The sequence below is a fragment of the Stenotrophomonas sp. Ps181 genome, assembly GCF_025697425.1.
Lineage (GTDB): Bacteria > Pseudomonadota > Gammaproteobacteria > Xanthomonadales > Xanthomonadaceae > Stenotrophomonas > Stenotrophomonas sepilia.
In genome coordinates, this window is sequence record NZ_JAHWBI010000002.1 from 173,691 (window position 1) to 191,300 (window position 17,610).

At 69.2% G+C, this 17,610-nt stretch carries 17 protein-coding genes; 6 read left to right on the plus strand and 11 right to left on the minus strand.

All coding sequences use genetic code 11. The annotated features are described in order from the left end of the window. Window positions 1–2 precede the first annotated feature (2 nt). Both KXV01_RS04370 and KXV01_RS04375 read left to right on the plus strand, forming a co-directional pair. On the plus strand, window positions 3–965 hold the full coding sequence (locus tag KXV01_RS04370; protein ID WP_263467527.1) for a pyridoxal-phosphate dependent enzyme: 963 nt from the start codon (window positions 3–5) through the stop codon (window positions 963–965). Next, window positions 962–1,594 carry a YdcF family protein gene (locus tag KXV01_RS04375; protein WP_049415725.1) on the plus strand — a complete coding sequence of 211 codons (633 nt, stop codon included), beginning with the start codon at window positions 962–964 and terminating at the stop codon, window positions 1,592–1,594. The genes KXV01_RS04370 and KXV01_RS04375 overlap by 4 nt, the downstream gene beginning before the upstream one ends. 221 nt (window positions 1,595–1,815) lie before the next feature. Here the strand turns inward: KXV01_RS04375 and bioC are convergent, their stop codons facing one another. The 5 genes from bioC to bioB form a co-directional block, all read right to left on the minus strand. Further along, window positions 1,816–2,700, minus strand: a complete 885-nt coding sequence (gene bioC, locus KXV01_RS04380; RefSeq protein ID WP_049415722.1) for a malonyl-ACP O-methyltransferase BioC — start codon at window positions 2,698–2,700, stop codon at window positions 1,816–1,818. Between the two features lie 12 nt (window positions 2,701–2,712). Then, window positions 2,713–3,492, minus strand: a complete 780-nt coding sequence (locus KXV01_RS04385) for an SDR family oxidoreductase (RefSeq protein ID WP_099494967.1) — start codon at window positions 3,490–3,492, stop codon at window positions 2,713–2,715. 29 nt (window positions 3,493–3,521) lie between these two features. Next, window positions 3,522–4,301: a pimeloyl-ACP methyl ester esterase BioH gene (gene bioH / locus KXV01_RS04390; RefSeq protein WP_099486906.1), complete on the minus strand. Its 780-nt coding sequence runs from the start codon at window positions 4,299–4,301 to the stop codon at window positions 3,522–3,524. 18 nt (window positions 4,302–4,319) lie between these two features. Further along, window positions 4,320–5,543 (minus strand): 8-amino-7-oxononanoate synthase, encoded by a 1,224-nt coding sequence (gene bioF, locus KXV01_RS04395; protein WP_099494968.1) that lies wholly within the window; start codon window positions 5,541–5,543, stop codon window positions 4,320–4,322. Window positions 5,544–5,610: 67 nt separating this feature from the next. Further along, window positions 5,611–6,654 carry a biotin synthase BioB gene (bioB, locus tag KXV01_RS04400; protein ID WP_263467528.1) on the minus strand — a complete coding sequence of 348 codons (1,044 nt, stop codon included), beginning with the start codon at window positions 6,652–6,654 and terminating at the stop codon, window positions 5,611–5,613. A 204-nt stretch (window positions 6,655–6,858) separates the two neighbouring features. On the opposite strand from bioB, the gene KXV01_RS04405 reads away from it, so the two are divergent. The 4 genes from KXV01_RS04405 to KXV01_RS04420 all read left to right on the plus strand — a co-directional run bounded on the left by KXV01_RS04405 (window position 6,859) and on the right by KXV01_RS04420 (window position 10,064). Beyond that, a complete protein-coding gene (locus tag KXV01_RS04405; RefSeq protein WP_263467529.1) occupies window positions 6,859–8,199 on the plus strand; it encodes a chloride channel protein in 1,341 nt (446 codons plus the stop codon). A 92-nt stretch (window positions 8,200–8,291) separates the two neighbouring features. Then, on the plus strand, window positions 8,292–8,987 hold the full coding sequence (locus tag KXV01_RS04410) for a ComF family protein (RefSeq protein WP_262256526.1): 696 nt from the start codon (window positions 8,292–8,294) through the stop codon (window positions 8,985–8,987). A 58-nt stretch (window positions 8,988–9,045) separates the two neighbouring features. After that, entirely contained in the window at window positions 9,046–9,597 is a 552-nt protein-coding gene (locus tag KXV01_RS04415) for an HdeD family acid-resistance protein (protein ID WP_049439442.1), read from the plus strand. After that, window positions 9,594–10,064, plus strand: coding sequence for a hypothetical protein (locus tag KXV01_RS04420; RefSeq protein WP_049439439.1), 471 nt, complete (start codon window positions 9,594–9,596; stop codon window positions 10,062–10,064). The genes KXV01_RS04415 and KXV01_RS04420 overlap by 4 nt, the downstream gene beginning before the upstream one ends. A gap of 52 nt (window positions 10,065–10,116) precedes the next feature. Here the strand turns inward: KXV01_RS04420 and KXV01_RS04425 are convergent, their stop codons facing one another. The 6 genes from KXV01_RS04425 to KXV01_RS04450 all read right to left on the minus strand — a co-directional run bounded on the left by KXV01_RS04425 (window position 10,117) and on the right by KXV01_RS04450 (window position 17,447). After that, a complete protein-coding gene (locus tag KXV01_RS04425; RefSeq protein ID WP_180879524.1) occupies window positions 10,117–11,895 on the minus strand; it encodes an MFS transporter in 1,779 nt (592 codons plus the stop codon). A gap of 192 nt (window positions 11,896–12,087) precedes the next feature. Then, a complete protein-coding gene (nagA, locus tag KXV01_RS04430) occupies window positions 12,088–13,203 on the minus strand; it encodes an N-acetylglucosamine-6-phosphate deacetylase (RefSeq protein WP_263467530.1) in 1,116 nt (371 codons plus the stop codon). Next, entirely contained in the window at window positions 13,200–13,976 is a 777-nt protein-coding gene (locus KXV01_RS04435) for a DeoR family transcriptional regulator (RefSeq protein ID WP_049417055.1), read from the minus strand. Before KXV01_RS04435 ends, nagA begins: the two co-directional genes overlap by 4 nt. 33 nt (window positions 13,977–14,009) lie before the next feature. Further along, entirely contained in the window at window positions 14,010–15,344 is a 1,335-nt protein-coding gene (locus tag KXV01_RS04440; protein ID WP_049417011.1) for a D-tagatose-bisphosphate aldolase, class II, non-catalytic subunit, read from the minus strand. Between the two features lie 17 nt (window positions 15,345–15,361). Further along, complete coding sequence (locus KXV01_RS04445) at window positions 15,362–16,300, minus strand: ROK family protein (protein ID WP_049417012.1); 939 nt, start codon at window positions 16,298–16,300, stop codon at window positions 15,362–15,364. After that, the gene (locus KXV01_RS04450; protein WP_164283043.1) at window positions 16,293–17,447 is read right to left on the minus strand and encodes an SIS domain-containing protein; all 1,155 of its coding nucleotides are present in this window, start codon (window positions 17,445–17,447) and stop codon (window positions 16,293–16,295) included. Before KXV01_RS04450 ends, KXV01_RS04445 begins: the two co-directional genes overlap by 8 nt. Window positions 17,448–17,610 lie beyond the last annotated feature (163 nt).

The following is a 17,610-nucleotide window of genomic DNA, read 5'->3' on the forward strand; positions in this document are numbered from 1 at the left end:
TCATGAGCGATTCACTGTTGCCCCGTGCCGATGATGTCCTGGCTGCCGCTGCGCGGATCGCGCCGTACGCCAGCGTGACCCCGGTGCTGCGCTCGCGCACGCTGGATGCGCTGGCCGGCGCGCAGCTGGCGTTCAAGGCCGAGCATCTGCAGCGCGGTGGCGCATTCAAGTTCCGCGGCGCCTGCAATGCGGTGTGGTCGCTGGATGCCGATCGCGCCAGTGCCGGCGTGGTCACCCATTCCTCCGGCAACCACGGCGCCGCCCTGGCCTTGGCCGCGCGCACCCGTGGCATTCCCTGCCACGTGGTGGTGCCCGAAGGTGCCGTGGCGGCCAAGCTGGCCAACATCGCCCGCCATGGCGCCACGCTCTGGCGCTGCCCGCCAACGATCGCCGACCGCGAGGCCACCTGCGCCAAAGTACAGGCTGATACCGGCGCGACCCTGGTCCATCCCTATGCCGACCCGGCCGTCATGGCCGGGCAGGGCACCGCGGCACTGGAGCTGCTGCACAGCGACGGCCCGTTCGACGTGCTGGTGGTGCCGGTGGGCGGCGGTGGCCTGGCCAGCGGTACCGCCCGGGCCCTGCAGCTCGCCAGCCCGCAGACCCGGCTGGTGCTGGCCGAGCCGGCCGGCGCTGACGACACCGCGCGCTCGTTGGCCGCTGGCGAGCGCCAGGGGCCGTTCACCCCGGACACGATCTGCGATGGCCTGCGCACCCTGATCGGCGCGCCCAACTTCGAGCTGCTGCGCGCGGCCAACGCCGAGGTGATCGTGGTCGATGACGCGGCGACGATGGCGGCGATGCGCTTGCTGTGGGAGGTCCTCAAGCAGGTGGTCGAGCCGTCATCGGCGACCGTGCTCGCCGCGGTGCTCGCGCAGCCGCAGCGTTTTGCCGGCCTGCGCGTGGGCCTGGTGCTGTCCGGCGGCAACGTCGACCTGCCCGCACTGCGCTGGGGGGCGCCGTGAGCCGCGACCGGCACCGGCATCGCACTGGCCTGCTGGGCTGGCTGTGGCGGTTGTTCGTCCTGCTGGTGATCTGGCTGCTGGGCGTGACTGCCTGGATCGTCTGGATCGGCGAGCGTGACCAGGCGGCCAAGGCCGACGCCATCATCGTGCTCGGTGCGGCGGCCTATGACGCCAAGCCGTCGCCGGTATTCGAAGAACGCATCCGTCATGGGCTGGATCTCTATGAGGCCCAGTTCGCGCCACTGCTGATCTTCACCGGCGGCTATGGTGGAACCGGCGCGCGCTTTTCCGAGTCACAGGTGGCGCGGCGCTATGCGCTCAAGCACGGCGTGCCGGACGATGCGATCCTGATCGAGACCGCCTCGCGCAACACCGTGCAGAACCTGGTGGAAGCCAAGCGGCTGATGGACCAGCGCAACCTGCACCGGGTGATCATCGTCAGCGACCCGCTGCACATGGCGCGCGCGCTGCGCCTGAGCAAGGCGCTGGGCATCGATGCACTGGCCTCGTCCACGCCCAGCACGCGCTTCCGCAGCTTCCACACCAGCTGGCGTTTCCTGGTGCAGGAAATCTACTTCTTCCACCGCGACCTGGTGCGGCCGCCGCTGAGTTCGCCGGCCAACACCTGAGGCGGAAACCTGATTTGGGCGGGTGCCATGCGGTAGTGCCGGCCGCTGGCCGGCAGACGCCCACCATGGAATCGTGAGGTTGCCGGCACTGTGCCGACCAAGGTCGGCACCCACCAGAGCGATTCGCGTATGGCGTCGCATTTGGTAGTGCCGGCCGCTGGCCGGCAGATGCCAACCATGGAATCGTGAGGTTGCCGGCCAGCGGCCGGCACTACAGACGATCAGGTCTGCTTGCGCCGGATCGGGATCGCCGACACCGGCACCGAGGCCACGTCATGCCCGCCTTCGCGGATCGGTGCGCCCGGGTCCGGTGCCCAGGCGTGGGCATAGATCACTTCCCAGCTGCTGGGCAGCTTGCCGTCGGCGCGCCGCATCGGTTCATACGCCGCTGCCGCCGCAGCGAAACGGCCACGCCCGGTCAGCGTGTGGCGGCGATCCACCCGCGCATTGGTGGCACCCATCGCGCGCAGTTCGCGCATCAGCGACGGCAGGTCGTCGTAGGTCAGGGTGAACAGATCGCGATCCAGCACCGGGTCGCGGAAACCGGCCATCATCAGCGCATCGCCGAACTGGGCGATCTGGGCGAAGCGGCTCACGTGCGGGCGATCATCGGCGGCCGCGAACGCTTCGTTGAGTTCGACCAGCGTGTCCGGGCCGAAGGTGGAGCACAGCAGCAGGCCACCGGGCTTGAGCACGCGACGGAAGCCAGCGAACACCGCCGGCAGATCGTCCACCCACTGCAGGCACAGGTTGCTGAAGATCACGTCCACGCTGTTGTCGGCCAGCGGCAGCGCGGCGGCGTCGCCGCACAGGCGCTGGAACGGCTTCCACCAACCGGCCTGGCGCTTGGCCTGGTCCAGCATCGGCAGGGCCACGTCCAGTGCGATCACCTGCGCCTTCGGCCAGCGCTTCTTCATCAGCGCACTGGCGTGGCCGGTACCGGCGCCAATGTCCAGCACCACCTCGGGCCTGCGTGCTTCCAGGTAGTCCAGCGATTCCACCAGCCGCGCCTGCACCTCGCGCTGCAGGGCGGCGGCGGCGTCGTAGCTGGTGGCGGCGCGGGCGAACGCGCGGCGGACATGGCGGGCATCGAAGTGGGACGGCATTGCGAAAGTCTCTTAGAACGTACCGGGGTAGGCGCCGCCGTCGATCAGCAGGTTCTGCCCGGTGAGGTAACCGGCCTGTGCGCTGCACAGGAAGGCGCAGGCCGCGCCGAATTCGTCCGCCGTGCCGAAGCGGCCGGCGGGGATCTGCTGGCGGCGGCGTTCGGCCACTTCCGCAGCATTGCCGTCCTTGCCCGCACTGTGGGCGAAGTTGGCGCGCAGGCGGTCGGTGTCGAACTGGCCGGGCAGCAGGTTGTTGATCGTGACGTTGTGCGCCACGGTACGGCGCGACAGGCCGGCGACGAAGCCGGTCAGGCCACTGCGCGCGCCGTTGGACAGCGCCAGGATGTCGATCGGGGCCTTCACCGCCGACGAGGTGATGTTGACGATGCGGCCGAAGCCGCGCGCGATCATCGCGTCGACGGTGGCGCGGATGAGCGCGATCGGCGCCAGCATGTTGGCGTCCAGCGCGGCGATCCAGTCGTCGCGCTCGAAATTGCGGAAGTCGCCCGGCGGCGGGCCACCGGCATTGGTGACCAGGATGTCCACCTGCGGGCATGCGGCCAGCGCCGCGGCACGGCCGGCCTCGGTGGTGACATCGGCGGCGACCGCGCGGATGTCCGCGGCGCCGGGCAGAGCACGCAGTGCTTCAGCGGCGGCCTGCAGGGCCGCTTCGCCCCGGGCCACGATCACTACGTTGACGCCCTCGCGCACCAGCGCACGCGCGCAGCCCAGGCCCAAGCCCTTGCTTGCGCCGCAGACCAGTGCCCAGCGGCCGTTGATACCCAGATCCATGCGTCAATCCTGCGGAATTCGGAGGGGGCTCATTGTCCGCCATCGGCCGGTGACAGGCCGGCAACGAAGTGTTGCAGGGCGCTGGCCGCCTCGTCGGCATGGCCGAGGAAGGGCGCGTGGCCGCCATGGGCGATGGTCAGCGCCTGCGCACCCGGGGCCAGTGCCGCAGCGGCCTGCATCGCCGCCGGAGACACCAGCCGGTCACGCTGGCCGGCGATCCACAGGCTGGGTTTGCCCAGCGTCGGCAGTGCCCCGCGCAGGTCGGTGCTTTCCAGCAGGCGCAGGCCTTCCAGCAGGGCGCGTTCGGTGGGCGCGCCGCGCTCGATCAGCCTTTGGCGCAGCGTCCGCAGCTCCTCGCGGGCGTGCGCAGAGCCCATCACGTCCAGCGCCAGGAAGCGTTCCAGGGTGCCGCCGAAGTCGGTCTCCAGCTCGCGCCCGAACTGCTCGAACACCGCCGGCTCCACCGCATGCGGCCAGTCGTCGCCCCGCACGAAGCGCGGCGTGGCCGCGATCATCGCCAGCCCGCGCACCTTCGGAAGGGTCGCGGCGGCGTGCAGTGCGAACAGGCCGCCCAGTGACCAGCCACACCACACCGCCGGCGGCGTGGCCGCGGCAATGGCGTTGACCACGAATGGCAGGCGCAACGGCGTGGTGTCTTCGCGGCTGTGGCCATGGCCCGGAAGATCAACCAGATGCAGGGTGAACCGGTCCGCCAGGCGCTGCACCAACGGTGCGAACACACCGCCCTGCAGGGCCCAGCCATGGATCAGTACCAGGTCCGGCCCCTGGCCGGTGACGTCGATATGCATGGGAAAACGACAGCAGGCTCAGGCAAAGACAGGCAATGGCGGTGGCGCGGCGTCACGCACCGCCAGATCCACGCGATCGCGCGCGCTGGCGATCGCGTCCACCAGGCCACGCACCTGTTCCGGCGTGTGCAGGGCGGTCAGGGTGACACGCAGGCGCGCCCTGCCTTCGGGCACCGTGGGTGGACGGATCGCGCCGACCAGCCAACCAGCCTGTTCCAGTGTCTTGGACATCGCCACAGCGCGGTGATCGTCACCACACAGCAGCGGCTGGATCGGCGTTTCCGAAGCCATCAGGTCCAGACCATGGCGGCGTGCCTCGCTGCGGAACAGCGCGATCAGGTCGGTCAGTTTCGAGCGGCGCCAGTTGTCACGGCGTGCCAGGCGCACCGCTTCAAGTGCAGCGGCGGCCAGCGGTGGCGGCATCGCCGTGGTGTAGATGTAGGGGCGCGCGGTTTCGGCCAGGTGCTCGACCAGATCGTCGCGGCCCAGCACCAGCGCGCCGGAACCGCCCAGTGCCTTGCCCAGCGTGACCAGCTGCAGCGGCACATCGTCCACGCCCAGCCCGGCGGCGGCCACGGCACCACGGCCGTCACCGACCACGCCCACGCCGTGCGCATCGTCCACATAGAACAGCGCCTGCTGCAGGCGTGCCACAAGTGACAATGCACGCAGCGGTGCGATGTCGCCATCCATGCTGAAGACACCATCGGTGGCCAGCATCGCCGCGCCGTCGGGCGCGTGCTTGAGCTGGCGCATCGCGCCTTCGGCATCAAGGTGCGGATAACGGCGCAGGCGCGCACCGGCCAGCCGCGTCGCATCGAGCAGGCTGGCGTGGTTGAGCTTGTCCTGCACGCAGACGTCGTTCTCTTCGCTCAGCAGTGCCTGCTGCACGGCCAGGTTGGCGGCGAAGCCACTACCGAACAGCAGCGCGCGCGGGTAGCCCAGCCACTCCGCCACTTCGCGCTCCAGCGCGTCATGCAGGGCGTGGTGGCCGCAGACCAGGTGCGATGCACCCGCGCCGGTGCCTTCGCGTGCGGCGGCATCCTGCAGCGCGTTGACCACGCTGAACTGCTGGGCCAGGCCCAGATAATCATTGCTGCAGAAGCCGGTCAGCCACTGGCCGTCCACTTCCAGGCGGACGCCATCACGACGGTTGACCGTGCGCCGCGCGCGGCGACGGCCTTGGGCATCGCGCAGGGCGCGTTGGGCGTGGAGGCGGGCGGTCAGGTCGGGGCGGGCCATGGCGGCGGAATGCAGCGACGGGGCGGCTAGGGTAGCGCGTTGCCGCGGCGCCTGCTTGCGGCCCGTCTCAGGCCGCGCGGGCGCAGCCACAGCCGGACGTATCTGCACTGATATCGGCGTGCACGGTGCCACCGTGGTCGTGACCCTCGGCGTCCACCTGCATCGCCATCGGTTGCAGGCCCAACCGCGCGAACAGGGCCAGGTCGCGCTCGCTCTCTGGGTTGCCGGTGGTCAGCAGCTTGTCGCCGTAGAAGATCGAGTTGGCACCGGCCACGAAGCACAGCGCCTGCAGTTCGTCGCTCATCGCCTCGCGACCGGCCGACAGCCGCACCATCGAGCGCGGCATGGCGATGCGCGCCACTGCGGTCATGCGCACGAACTCGAACGGGTCCAGCTCGGCGCTGCCATGCAGCGGCGTGCCCGCCACCTGCACTAGCCTGTTGATCGGCACCGAATCGGGATGTGCCGGCAGCGTGGCCAGCGCCAGCAGCAGGCCCACGCGCTGCGCGCGCGTCTCGCCCATGCCGACGATGCCGCCGCAGCAGGTTTTCAGGCCGGCCTCGCGCACGTGCTCCAGCGTGTCCAGGCGGTCCTGGTACTGGCGCGTGTGGATGATCGAATCGTAGTAGTCCGGCGCGGTGTCAAGGTTGTGGTTGTAGTAGTCCAGGCCGGCGTCCTTCAGCGCACGTGCCTGTTCGCCACTGAGCATGCCCAGCGTGGCGCAGGTCTCCAGGCCCAGCGCCTTCACCCCGGCGATCATCGCCGCCACCTTCGGGATGTCGCGGTCCTTCGGCGATCGCCACGCTGCACCCATGCAGAAACGCGACGCGCCGGCGGCCTTGGCCTGGCGGGCCTTGGCCAGCACCGCATCGGTGTCCATCAGCTTCTGCGCGTTCACGCCGGTGCTGTAGCGCTGCGCCTGCGGGCAGTAGGCGCAGTCTTCCGGGCAGCCTCCGGTCTTCACCGACAGCAGCGTGGACACCTGCACCTGCGCCGGGTCGAAGTGCTCACGGTGGACCGCCGCGGCGCGGAACAGCAGCTCGGGCAACGGCAGGTCGAACAGGGCCTGCAGTTCGTCGTGTTGCCAGTCGTGGCGGATGGCAGCAGCCATGGCGGGACCTTGGATACGAATGGAGCGAGGGCGGCAGTGTGGGTGGGGTGGAGAGGGCTGTCAACTATTTATTGAATGATATGGTTTACAATTCGTTGGCGTGTCCTAGCAGCGAGGAAGGCGCCGCATTTCACCGCATCCTGCAAGGCCTCCGGCCACAGTGGCCGCTGCCCGACGCAAGCGCTGGCGCGCAGACTCTCTCCCATGACCGATCTTCATCGCCTCCGCGGCCGCATCACCGCGCTGGTTCTCAGTGAGGCCTGGCGCCGCCGTGCCGCGCTCTGGGGCGGGGCTGTGGCCGTAGCGCTGGTGGCCATCCTGTTTGCCAAGGCCAGCGACGCGGCCTTCCATCTGTTCCAGCGCATCACCGCGCACTCGCCGTGGTGGGCCCTGCTGCTCACGCCCGGCATCTTCGCGTTGCTGGCCTGGCTGACCAGTGGCGTGCTGAAGCCCACGCGGGGCAGCGGCATTCCGCAGGTCATCGCTGCGTTGGACAAGCCCGATGAGCCGTTCCGGAAAACCAACCTTTCCCCAGCGGTTTCGGCCGGCAAGCTGCTGCTGACCTCGCTGTCCCTGCTCGGTGGCGCGTCCGTTGGCCGCGAGGGCCCGACCGTGCATGTGGGTGCCAGCCTGATGTACCTGTTCGGCCGCTGGTTCGGCTTCAAGGACCCGCGCGAACTCTCGCACTTCCTGCTGGCCGGTGGCGCGGCCGGCATCGCGGCGGCGTTCTACACACCGCTGGCCGGCATCGTCTTCGCCATCGAGGAGCTCAGCGGCCGTTTCGAGCATCGGTTCTCCGGCACCCTGCTGACTGCGGTGATTGTCGGCGGCGTGGTGTCGCTGGGCCTGCTCGGCAACTACACCTACTTCGGCCATGTGAGCGCGCGGTTGCCGCTGGGACAGGGCTGGCTGGCGATCCTGCTGTGCGGCGTGGTGGCCGGGTTGCTGGGCGGCCTTTTCGCGCGCGCGGTGCTGGCCAGTGCGGCGGGCCGCCCCCGTTGGCTCGGGCAACTGCGGCAGCGGCATCCCGTGTTGCTGGCCGCAGGTTGCGGGCTGGTGGTGGTGCTGCTGGCCCTGGCGTTCGGAGAAGGCGCATTCGGCACCGGCTACGAACAGGCGCGCAGCCTCGTGCAGGGGCAGGCGATGGTGGGCCATGAGTTCGGGTTGATGAAGCTGCTGGCGAATCTCGCATCGTACGTAGCCGGCATTCCCGGCGGCCTGTTCTCGCCGGCGCTGGCGGTCGGTGCCGGCCTTGGCCACAACCTGGCGGTGCTGATGCCGGGCGTGGATCCGCGTGCGTTCGTGCTGCTGGGCATGTGTGCCTACCTGACCGGCGTCACCCAGGCCCCGCTGACCTCGGCGGTGATCTCGCTGGAGCTGACCGACAGTGGTGATCTGCTGCTGCCGATCCTGGCCACGGTGCTGATCGCGCGCGGTGTGTCCGGGCTGGTGTGCCGGGTGCCGATCTACCGTGGGCTGGCAGAGGTGCTGGTGGTGCCCGCGGTTGCATCAACCGGGCCTGGGCAGGACGAACGCCCTTCCTGATCGGCAGCACCCTCCGCTGTTGCGGGCAGCCCCGACACTGCAATCGGTCCTTCGCCGATGGCCGCACCGGGGTGCGCGATGAAGCATGGGGGATGCGTATTGATCTCCTGCATTCGGCAACCCGTGTCTCCCGCGCACTGCTGGGTGTGCTGCTGCCACTCCGCTGCCTGGTCTGCGGCGATCCGGGCCATGATGATCTCGACCTGTGCCGCGCCTGCCTCGCCGGACTCCCCTGGGCCGGCCGCGCCTGCCTGCGTTGCGCGCTGCCGTTGCCGGACGCGGCCCTGATCGTCTGCGGCAGCTGCCGCGAGGAGGCACCGCCGCAGGCGGCCACGCATGCCAGCCTGCTGTACCTGCCGCCGGTGGACCAGCTGCTGCTGCGCTACAAGTTCCATCAGGACCTGGCGGCTGGCCGCCTGCTGGCGCAGTTGATGCAGCGGGCACCGCCCGCCTGGTCATGCCCACCACTGGTGCCGGTACCACTGCACCGCCGCCGCCTGCGCCAGCGCGGCTACAACCAGGCTGCTGAACTGTGCCGGCTGCTGCCGATGCCGGTCTGGCATGGGCTGTATCGGCGGCGGCACACCGCGCCGCAGTCCGAACGCACGGCCGAACAGCGCAGGGACAACCTGTTCGATGCGTTCGATATCCATGGGCCGGTGCCCACGCGGCTGACCGTGGTCGACGACGTGATGACCACCGGCAGCACGGTGGTGGAAATCGCCGAAACACTGCGCTGCGCAGGCGCAGAAGAAGTACGCGTGTGGGTCTGCGCGCGCGTGCCGTGATCGCTGTCTTCATCGCCGGGGGCTAGGATGTGGCCGGTACTGGACTGAAGGAGTGGCCATGAATTCCCCCCTGTCTCCCTTGTTGTCAGCGGTTGGCCGCAGCTGGTGGATCCTGCTGCTGTATGGCCTGGTCGCGCTGGGTTTCGGCATCGTTGCCATCGGCTGGCCGTTGTCCGCAGCGATGGCGCTGGCGTGGACACTGGGCGTGATGGCCATCGTTGAAGGTGTCATCAGCCTGTTCGCACTGATCAGCGGCGGCAATGGTGCTCCGCGCGGCTGGCTGGCGCTGTATGCCATCGCCTCGCTGGGCTTCGGCATCCTGGCGGTGATCAATCCGCTGGCCACCGCCAGCGTGCTGGTGCTGTTCCTGGCGGCGTGGCTGCTGGTAGCCGGCATCTACCGCATCGTGTTCGCGATCCGCGTGCGCAAGCAGATCCAGGGCGAGTGGCTGCTGATCCTCAGTGGCGTGCTGGCGGTGGTGCTGGGGCTGCTGTTCGCGGCCAATCCGTATGCAGGCGTGGCGGTGACCACGCTGTGGATCGGCATTGGCAGCCTGCTGTACGGGCTGCTGCAGGTGCTGGTGGCGTTCAAGCTGCGGAAGCTGAAGTGAGGGGCGCGTTTCCGTTCCTGCTGGGCGCAGCGCTGGTGCTGGCCGGATGCATGCCGGGTGCCACGCCCGGTGCGCTGGCAGGCAAGGATCATGCGCCGCGCGCGGGTGTGGATGTACGCCTGAGCGCGGTCGATGCGGACGGCAAGGGCAGGCAGGCGAAGTGGCAGGGCGAAACGCTCGCCCTGCGCGAGCCGCCGATCGCTGGCAGCGCCGACATCGCCGATGTGCGCTACGTGCTGGACGAGGCCAAGCAGCCGGGCCTGCAGATCCGCTTTCGACACGAAGCGCATCAGCGCATCCACGATGGCACGGAAGCACTGGTGGGCCAGCGAGCGGCGATCAGCGTGGATGGCCGCGTGTTGATGGTGGCGACGGTGAAAGGCCCGTTCGGTGAATCGATGATGCTGAGCGGGTTGCCGAGCATCGCCGAGGCGCAGGCGTTGGCCAGGCACATCACCGGCCAATGACGGGCGCGCCAACGCCACCGCGTTGCGCGCGGAGGCCGACCAAGGTCGACCGCTACCGGGCGAACCGTGCCTCGATCTCCTCCAGTGACTTGCCCTTGGTCTCCGGCAGCCAGAACGCGGCCACCAGGAAGAACACGAAGGTGCACGCCGCCCAGAACACGAACATGCTGGCGTAGCCGTAGTGGCCCACCGTGGGCAGGAAGATGGCGGCGATGGTGGTCGACACGAACTGGTTGATCAGCAGCGCGATGCTCATGCCATTGGAACGGATGCGGTTCGGCATCAGCTCCGACAGTGCCAGCCACACGCACACGCCCGGGCCGACCGCGAAGAACGCGACGAACACCAGGATGCAGGTGGCCACCGCCCAGCCATGTGCAGGCGGCGGCACCGGGCCGATGCGGGCCTGTTCGATGCGCAGCGGTGCCTGCGCGGCACTGGCGGGGTCGGCGAACGGGTTCAGATGCAGTTTGCGGAAGAAGGCACCGATCACGCTGTCGGCCTGCACGGTGCCGGCGCGCTCGATGCGCAGCTCGCGATCAGTCAGGTTGTCGCTGCGCAGGGCGCGCACATTGGTGAAATCGCCATAGGCGTATGACACGGTCAGCTGCATCGGTCGGCCCTGGCTGTCGATGCCATTGCTCAGGCGCTGCCACTGCGCGTCGTCCAGCACCAGCTGCAGGCCATCGCCGCTGACCGCCGCCTGCAGCTGCGGCTGCACGTCGGCACGGCCGCGCTCGGCCTGGAAGAACAAGGTGGCCGCTGCCAGCAGGGCCACGCAGATACCACCGCTGCCCAGCATCAGCAGGAACTTGCGGCCCTTGCGGTCGACCAGCAGCAACGCGACCACGGTCATCACCGCATTCAGCAGCTTGATTGCCACGTCGGCGCTGTTGGCGACCGAGCCGGACAGGCCAGCCTGGTTGAGGATGTTCACCGCGTAGGCCAGCACCGAGTTGATGCCGGTGGCCTGGGTGCAGGCCAGCACCACGCAGGCCAGCAGGAACGGCACCACATAGCGGCGGCTGAGCAGCGGGTCGCGCCTGCCGTCGCTGCTGCTCGACTCCGGCGCCTGGATCTGCGCAAGGGTGGGCTCCACATCGGCAGCGGGCAGTACGCGCTGCAGGCTGCGGCGGGCTTCATCGATGCGGCCCCGGCGTACCAGCCAGCGTGGCGATTCGGACAGCCAGAAGATGCCCGCGCAGAACAGCAGGCCCGGCGCCAGGCAGGTCCAGAAGATGGTGCGCCAGGCGTGGTCCTTCACCGTGAACAGCTCCTGCGCCTGCTGTGCCAGCGGCAGCGAGCGCACGGCCTCGGCGGCGGCATCCACCGCATGTGCGTGGTACAGCCCGATCAGCGCGGCCAGCACCAGGCCGATGGTCAGCAGCAGCTGGAACATCGCCGCACCGCGCCCGCGTCGCTCGGGGCTGAGCACTTCGGCCAGGTACAGCGGAATCACTACACCGATCAAACCGCCACTGATGCCCTGCAGCAGGCGGCCCAGCAGCAGCGGCGTGTAACCGGAGGCCAGTGCCATGATCGGGATGGAGGCGGTGAACAGCAGGCCGGCCAGCAGCATCGCGCCGCGGCGGCCGATCAGGTCGGCGACCATGCCGGCGAACAGCGAGGACAGCACGCTGCCCAGCAGTACCGCCGCCACCACGAAGCCGAGCTGCTGGCTGCTGAGCTGCCAGGCGTGGCTGGCCGTTGCCTCCAGGTAGGGCAGGGCACCGGCGATGATGCCGATGTCGATGCCGTACAGCAGGCCACCGAGGCCGCCGATGAAGAGCAGGTAGCGTACGGGCCAGCGCGGAGCGGTGCTTGCAGTCATCGGCAGTTCCTGTGGTAGCGCCGGGCCAGGCCCGGCGGCGGTTCGTCGCAGAGTGCATTCTGTAGAGCCGAGCCATGCTCGGCTGCTTTCCGTTCCGATATCGAGGTTCCCCATGCCGCGCTTCGCGCGGTGAGCCGAGCATGGCCCGGCTCTACAGGGAGCCCGCGCGGCATCCGGGCCGCATCGCTTGCGTCAGGTCAGATCGACCACGCGCCCACCAATGACCACCTGCCGCAGGCGCAGTTCGGCGTCCAGTACCACCAGGTCGGCGCGGGCGTCGGGCGCGATGCGGCCGCGATCGCCCAGGCCCAGGTAGTCGGCCGGGAAGGTGGAAACACGTTGCGAGGCGTCGGCCAGCTCCAGGCCCACGCGCACCAGGTTGCGCAGCGCCTGGTCCATGGTCAGGGCGCTGCCGGCCAGCGAACCCGTGGCCAGTCGCACGCAGCCGCCGCACTTGTGCACGCGCTGCTGGCCCAGCGCGTACTCGCCGTCGGGCATGCCGGTGGCGGCAGTCGCGTCGGTCACCGCATACAGGCGCGGGATCGCGCGCGCGGCCAGGCGGATCACGCCGGGATGGATGTGCTGCAGGTCGGGAATGATCTCGGCGTACTGTGCATGCGCCAGTGCTGCCGCCGCGATGCCCGGGCGATAGTGATCGACGCCGGTCATGCCGTTGAACAGATGGGTGAAGCCGGAGGCACCGGCCTGCAGCGCGGCCACGCCTTCCTCGTAGGTGCCAGCGCTGTGGCCGAGCTGCACGCGGATGCCCATTGCCGCCAGCGCGGGTATCAGTGCGGTGTGCTCGCCGATTTCCGGAGCCAGCGTCATCACCCGGATCGGCGCGAGTGCGTGCAGTTGCTGCACCAGCGCCAGCGTCGCCTCGATCGTACGGTTGGGCTGTGCACCCAGGCGCTGCGGGCTGATGAATGGTCCTTCCAGATGCACGCCGACGATGCTGGCGGCGTCGGCATCGGGCGCCGCCATCGCCGCAGCCACGCCCTGCAGCGCGTGCTCGATCTCATCCAGGCCGGCGGTCATGGTGGTCGCCAGCAGTGTGGTGGTACCGAAGCGCAGATGGGTGCGTGCGATGGTGCGCGCGACATCGCCACCCTGCATCAGGTCGACGCCGGCCGCACCGTGCACGTGCAGGTCGATGAAGCCGGGCAGGATCACCGGCAGCTGCAGGTCGTCAGCGCCGCTGTGGTCATCCACCTGCAGCTGGCGAACGTGTGAATCGAAGTGGACGTGGCCACGCCGCCAACCCAGCGGGGTGAGGATGCGGCCATGCAGGGAACGGGCGTCGGTCATGCGGGAGGCTCGGCGATGATCACTTCGATGCCCAGCCGCTGCAGCCCTTCGCGGGTTGCGTCGTCGATACCGGCATCGGTGATGATGGCGTGGATCTGGTCCAGGCGGGCGATGCGGTGCAGGCTGACGCGCCCAAACTTGGAGGCGTCGGTCAGCACCACGATGCGGCGCGCACGCTCGACCATGCGGTGGTTGAGGCGGGCTTCGGCCTCGTCGTGGGTGGTCAGGCCGAACTGCAGGTCCAGGCCGTCCACGCCCAGGAACAGAGTGTCGAAGCTGTACGAGTTGAGGCTGGCCTCGGCCTGGCTGCCCTGCAGCGACAGCGACTGCTGGCGCAGCAGGCCACCGGTCAGCAGCACGGTGATGCCCGCGGCATTGGCCAGTTCCCAGGCGATGTTCAGGCCATTGGTCATCACCGTCACGTCGCGATGCGCGCGCAGGTGGCGGGCCAGCGTCATCGTGGTCGAGCCGGAATCGATGATGATGTTGTCACCAGGCTGCACCAGGCGCGCAGCGCGCGCACCGATCGATTCCTTCAGCGGCAGGTTCAGCGCGTCCTTCTCATGGATGTCCTGTTCCTGCGGCGGCGTGCGCACCAGGGTGGCGCCGCCGTGGGTGCGGTTGGCCAGGCCCTGCGACTCGAAGTGGGTCAGGTCGGCACGGATGGTCACCGCCGACACGCCGAAACGCTCAACCAGATCGGCCACCTGCACCGAGCCGTGCTCGATCAGCAGCTGCAGGATCTGTTGCCGGCGGGAGCGGGTGTTGCGCATGGCCATTCTCGGTTTCGCGGGGAAAGGTAGAGATTAGCCGTTCGCAGCAACGGCGGCAGCCGAACGTGCGTTCTGCGTGCGGGTTCCGGCCTGGTTGGCGCTGCAGGCGCGCGCGTACTCGCCCAGGCACAGGCCGATGCGGTGCTGCACCAGCGCGGTGGGCGTGTTGGCGAGCGTGCCCTCACGCACGGCGCGGTACTGCTCCGGCAGGTACTGGCTGAGCAGTACCAGTGGCGGCGCGTGCTGTTCCAGGTTGGCGAACAGGGTCTGCACCGCCTGCACCAGCGCGGGCTCGCCCCAGTAGTAGCGGCAGCGGTCACTGAAGGAGTAGCTGCGCAGCAGGCGCAGCGCGGCGTCATCGCCCTGGTAGTAGGACTGCCAGTACTTCGGCTGCGCCACCATCACCTCGTCCAGCACCTGCGGCAGGCGCGAGCACTGTGCCGCCGGCAGCAGTTCGGCCTCGATCGCGGCCAGCGCGAACAGCGCTTCGCGATAGGCGAAGGTGGCCGCGGGGCCGACCTTGAGGATGGCGAAGTGGTCGCGCACCAGCGCATGCAGGCCGCTCTCGCGCTGGTAGTCGGTGGAGTGCGCTTCGAACACGATGCGTGGCTGCTGTTCCAGGAAATCGGCCAGCGTGCTGGCAGCCGCGGCGTCGTACTCGTGCACGCTGCTGTGGTCGAAGTCCACGCCCGGCTGCACCACCATCGCGATCACGCGCTGCCACGCATCGCGCAGCTGCGGGGTATCGAAGGCCTGCCGGTGGATGGCCAGGGTCTGCGCGGCGGCGGCCGGCGTGGTCACCTGCAGGCCCTCGGCCAGCGAGGCTTCGCCTCCGGGAATCGGCACTTCGGTACCGATCACGTAGACCGGCGGCGGCAGGCCATGTTCGGCGGCGGTGCGTTCGGCGATCTCGGCCAGCTCGGCCGAGCGCGCAGCAACGATGGCATCGGGCAGCGGCACCGGGTCATCGGCGCAGGACATGCTGCAGTCGAGATGGATCTTGTGGAAACCGGCGGCGACGTAGGCTTCGATCAGTACGCGCGCGTGGGTCATCGCTTCGGCCGCCGGGCGCTTCTGCCAGGCATTCGGGCCGAGGTGGTCGCCGCCCAGGATCAGCCGTTCGCGCGGGAAGCCTTCTTCATCGGCCAGCGTGCCGACGTAGTCGCGGTACTGCGGCGGGGTCATGCCGGTGTAGCCGCCGAACTGGTCGACCTGGTTGGAGGTGGCCTCGATCAGCAGCACGGTGCCATGCGCCAGGGCGACGTGCATGGCCGCGCGCAGCACCTGCTCGTTGCTGCAGCAGACGCTGTACAGGCCGACGTTGGCGCCGGCGCGGTGGGAAGCAAGCAGGGTCTGCAACGGGGACATGGTCACGCTCCGGTCAATCAGGAAAACGAGGGCTGGCAGGCGAGCAGGGCAGCGCCACGTGCGCCACCGGCATCGCCGAACCGTGGCGGCACGATCGGGGGGACCTGCACGCCATTGAACAGATGGGTGGCGATGGCGGCCGGCAGCTGCTGGTACAGCGGCGCGTACTGCGAGAGTCCGCCGCCGAGCACGATCACGTGCGGGTCCAGCGCCAGCACCAGCGCGGCCAGGCTGTGGCCGAGCAGGTCACGATGGATGTCCAGCGCCTTGCGCGCGCGGGCATCGCCGGCTTCGGCCAGCGTGATCACCGCACTGGCATCGACGGCGCTGCCTCCGAGGTGGCGTTCGATCATGGCCAATCCGCTGCCGGACACATAGCGCTCCACGCAGCCCTGCAGGCCGCAGCCGCAGTCCAGCAGCGGCAGGCCATGGCGCTGCAGCAGATGGCCGGGCACGCTCCAGTGGCCCCATTCGCCGGCCAGGCCGTTGAAGCCGGACAGCAGCCGGCCCTGCAGGCAGAAGCCGCCGCCGGCACCGGTGCCGAGGATGGCGCCGAACATGCTGGGATAGCCTTCGGCGGCACCGCCGTGCGCTTCCGACAGGGCAAAGCACTGCAGGTCGTTGCCGAAATGCAGCGAGCGTTGCAGCCGCGCCTGCAGATCCTGCGCCACGCACTGGCCGGTCAGTGCGGGCACGTTCGCGCTGAGCTGGCGGCCGCTGCGGCGGTCACGCACGCCGGGCAGGGCAATGCCGATGGCCGCATCATTCCGGCCCAGCGCGGCGTCGGCCTCGGCCACCAGCGTCACCACGGCCTGCAGGAAGCCATCGTAGTCGCCCTGCGGCGTGGCCACGCGGCGGCGCCAGGTGACCTGCATCGCCGCATCGCACGCCACCAGCTCGATCTTGGTGCCGCCGATGTCGATGCCATAGCAGGCGTGGGCGATCAGCTCAGCCATGGTGGATGGTGACGCCCTTGACGACGCGGTTGACGGTGCCATCCGGGAACGGGTTGTCCGGGGTCAGTCCCAGCGCGGCCGAGCGCTGCAGCGCGAACAGCTGCGCGAAGCCCAGCCACACCGGTGCCAGCCACGGATCGTCCAGCGCCGGTACGGTGAGGGTGTAGTCGTCATCGGCGCCGATATCCGAATGCGGACCGATCGCCAGCACCTGCCCGGCCACGCCATCGCGGCGCAGTTCTTCCAGCAGGTCCTGCTCGTAGCGGCGCGCGAGCGGCTGCACGCTGCGCAGCACTACCACCAGGGTGTTGCCATCCAGCGTCGACTTCGGGCCATGACGGAAGCCCAGCGGGGTGTTGGCCAGCGCCAGCACGCGGCCAGCGGTCAGTTCCAGCACCTTCAGCGCGCACTCGCGTGCCAGCGCTTCCAGCGGGCCGCTGCCGAGGTAGATGATGCGGTTGAACGGGCGCTGCGCCAGCGCCGCCACCGGTGCGTCCCACTGCGCCTGGCCTTCGCGGGCCAGCGCGGCGATCTGCTTCAGGCGCGCCACGCGCGCATCCCACGGCGAACGATCGAACACGGTCAGTGCGGCCAGCAGCATGCAGGTCAGGCTGCTGGTCATGGCGAAGGCGCGGTCGCAGCTGGCCGACGGCATCAGCAGGGTGCAGGTATCGGCACGGCCGGCGCCACGGCGGGCCAGTTCGCCATCGGCGTTGCAGGTGATGTCGAGGAAGCGCGCGTCATCCACGTCGCTGCGCACGCGATCCACCGCTGCCACGCTTTCCGGGCTGGAGCCACTGCGGCCGAACGAGACCAGCAGGGTCGGGCGGTCACGCTGCAGGTACAGCGCCGGGTGGGTCAGCAGGCTGGTGGTGTGCACCACGCGCACCTCGGCCGGCCACTGTGCGTTGATCGCGTCGGCCACCATTTCGGCGATGAAGCCGGAACTGCCGGCGCCGGTGAACAGCACGCGCTGGTTGGGATCGTTGAGGCTGTCGCCAAGGAAGGCCTGCAGGCGGTCGCGGGCACGCGACAGGTCCTGTGCGAGTGCTTCCCACAGCGCAGGCTGCTGGGCGATTTCGGTTGCGGTATCGGCTCCGCCAAGGCGCTGCCAGGCGGACACATCGGAAAGCAGGGTGACGTCCATTCGGAGGTTCCAGTTGGGCCAGCGCACCATCTGTGTTTTCTTTCGAAATGTCAAACATCGAAAGTAAAAAGAAAGAAAATGGCCGGGTCACTTTTCCAGCCGGGGAGGGCCACGAAAACGAAAGGACAGACCAAATGCCGTATCGCACAATGCTTAACAGGCG

Excerpts from the sequence above, each read along its gene's own strand:
- KXV01_RS04450 (WP_164283043.1), bottom strand. The coding sequence starts at position 17,447 with ATGGACGTCACCCTGCTTTCCGATGTGTCCGCCTGGCAGCGCCTTGGC.
- nagA (WP_263467530.1), bottom strand. The coding sequence starts at position 13,203 with ATGACCGACGCCCGTTCCCTGCATGGCCGCATCCTCACCCCGCTGGGT.
- KXV01_RS04370 (WP_263467527.1), top strand. The coding sequence starts at position 3 with ATGAGCGATTCACTGTTGCCCCGTGCCGATGATGTCCTGGCTGCCGCT.
- KXV01_RS04410 (WP_262256526.1), top strand. The coding sequence starts at position 8,292 with ATGCGTATTGATCTCCTGCATTCGGCAACCCGTGTCTCCCGCGCACTG.
- bioF (WP_099494968.1), bottom strand. The coding sequence starts at position 5,543 with ATGGCCCGCCCCGACCTGACCGCCCGCCTCCACGCCCAACGCGCCCTG.
- bioH (WP_099486906.1), bottom strand. The coding sequence starts at position 4,301 with ATGCATATCGACGTCACCGGCCAGGGGCCGGACCTGGTACTGATCCAT.
- KXV01_RS04445 (WP_049417012.1), bottom strand. The coding sequence starts at position 16,300 with ATGGCTGAGCTGATCGCCCACGCCTGCTATGGCATCGACATCGGCGGC.
- KXV01_RS04440 (WP_049417011.1), bottom strand. The coding sequence starts at position 15,344 with ATGTCCCCGTTGCAGACCCTGCTTGCTTCCCACCGCGCCGGCGCCAAC.
- KXV01_RS04415 (WP_049439442.1), top strand. The coding sequence starts at position 9,046 with ATGAATTCCCCCCTGTCTCCCTTGTTGTCAGCGGTTGGCCGCAGCTGG.
- KXV01_RS04385 (WP_099494967.1), bottom strand. The coding sequence starts at position 3,492 with ATGGATCTGGGTATCAACGGCCGCTGGGCACTGGTCTGCGGCGCAAGC.
- KXV01_RS04405 (WP_263467529.1), top strand. The coding sequence starts at position 6,859 with ATGACCGATCTTCATCGCCTCCGCGGCCGCATCACCGCGCTGGTTCTC.
- KXV01_RS04425 (WP_180879524.1), bottom strand. The coding sequence starts at position 11,895 with ATGACTGCAAGCACCGCTCCGCGCTGGCCCGTACGCTACCTGCTCTTC.
- bioB (WP_263467528.1), bottom strand. The coding sequence starts at position 6,654 with ATGGCTGCTGCCATCCGCCACGACTGGCAACACGACGAACTGCAGGCC.
- bioC (WP_049415722.1), bottom strand. The coding sequence starts at position 2,700 with ATGCCGTCCCACTTCGATGCCCGCCATGTCCGCCGCGCGTTCGCCCGC.
- KXV01_RS04435 (WP_049417055.1), bottom strand. The coding sequence starts at position 13,976 with ATGCGCAACACCCGCTCCCGCCGGCAACAGATCCTGCAGCTGCTGATC.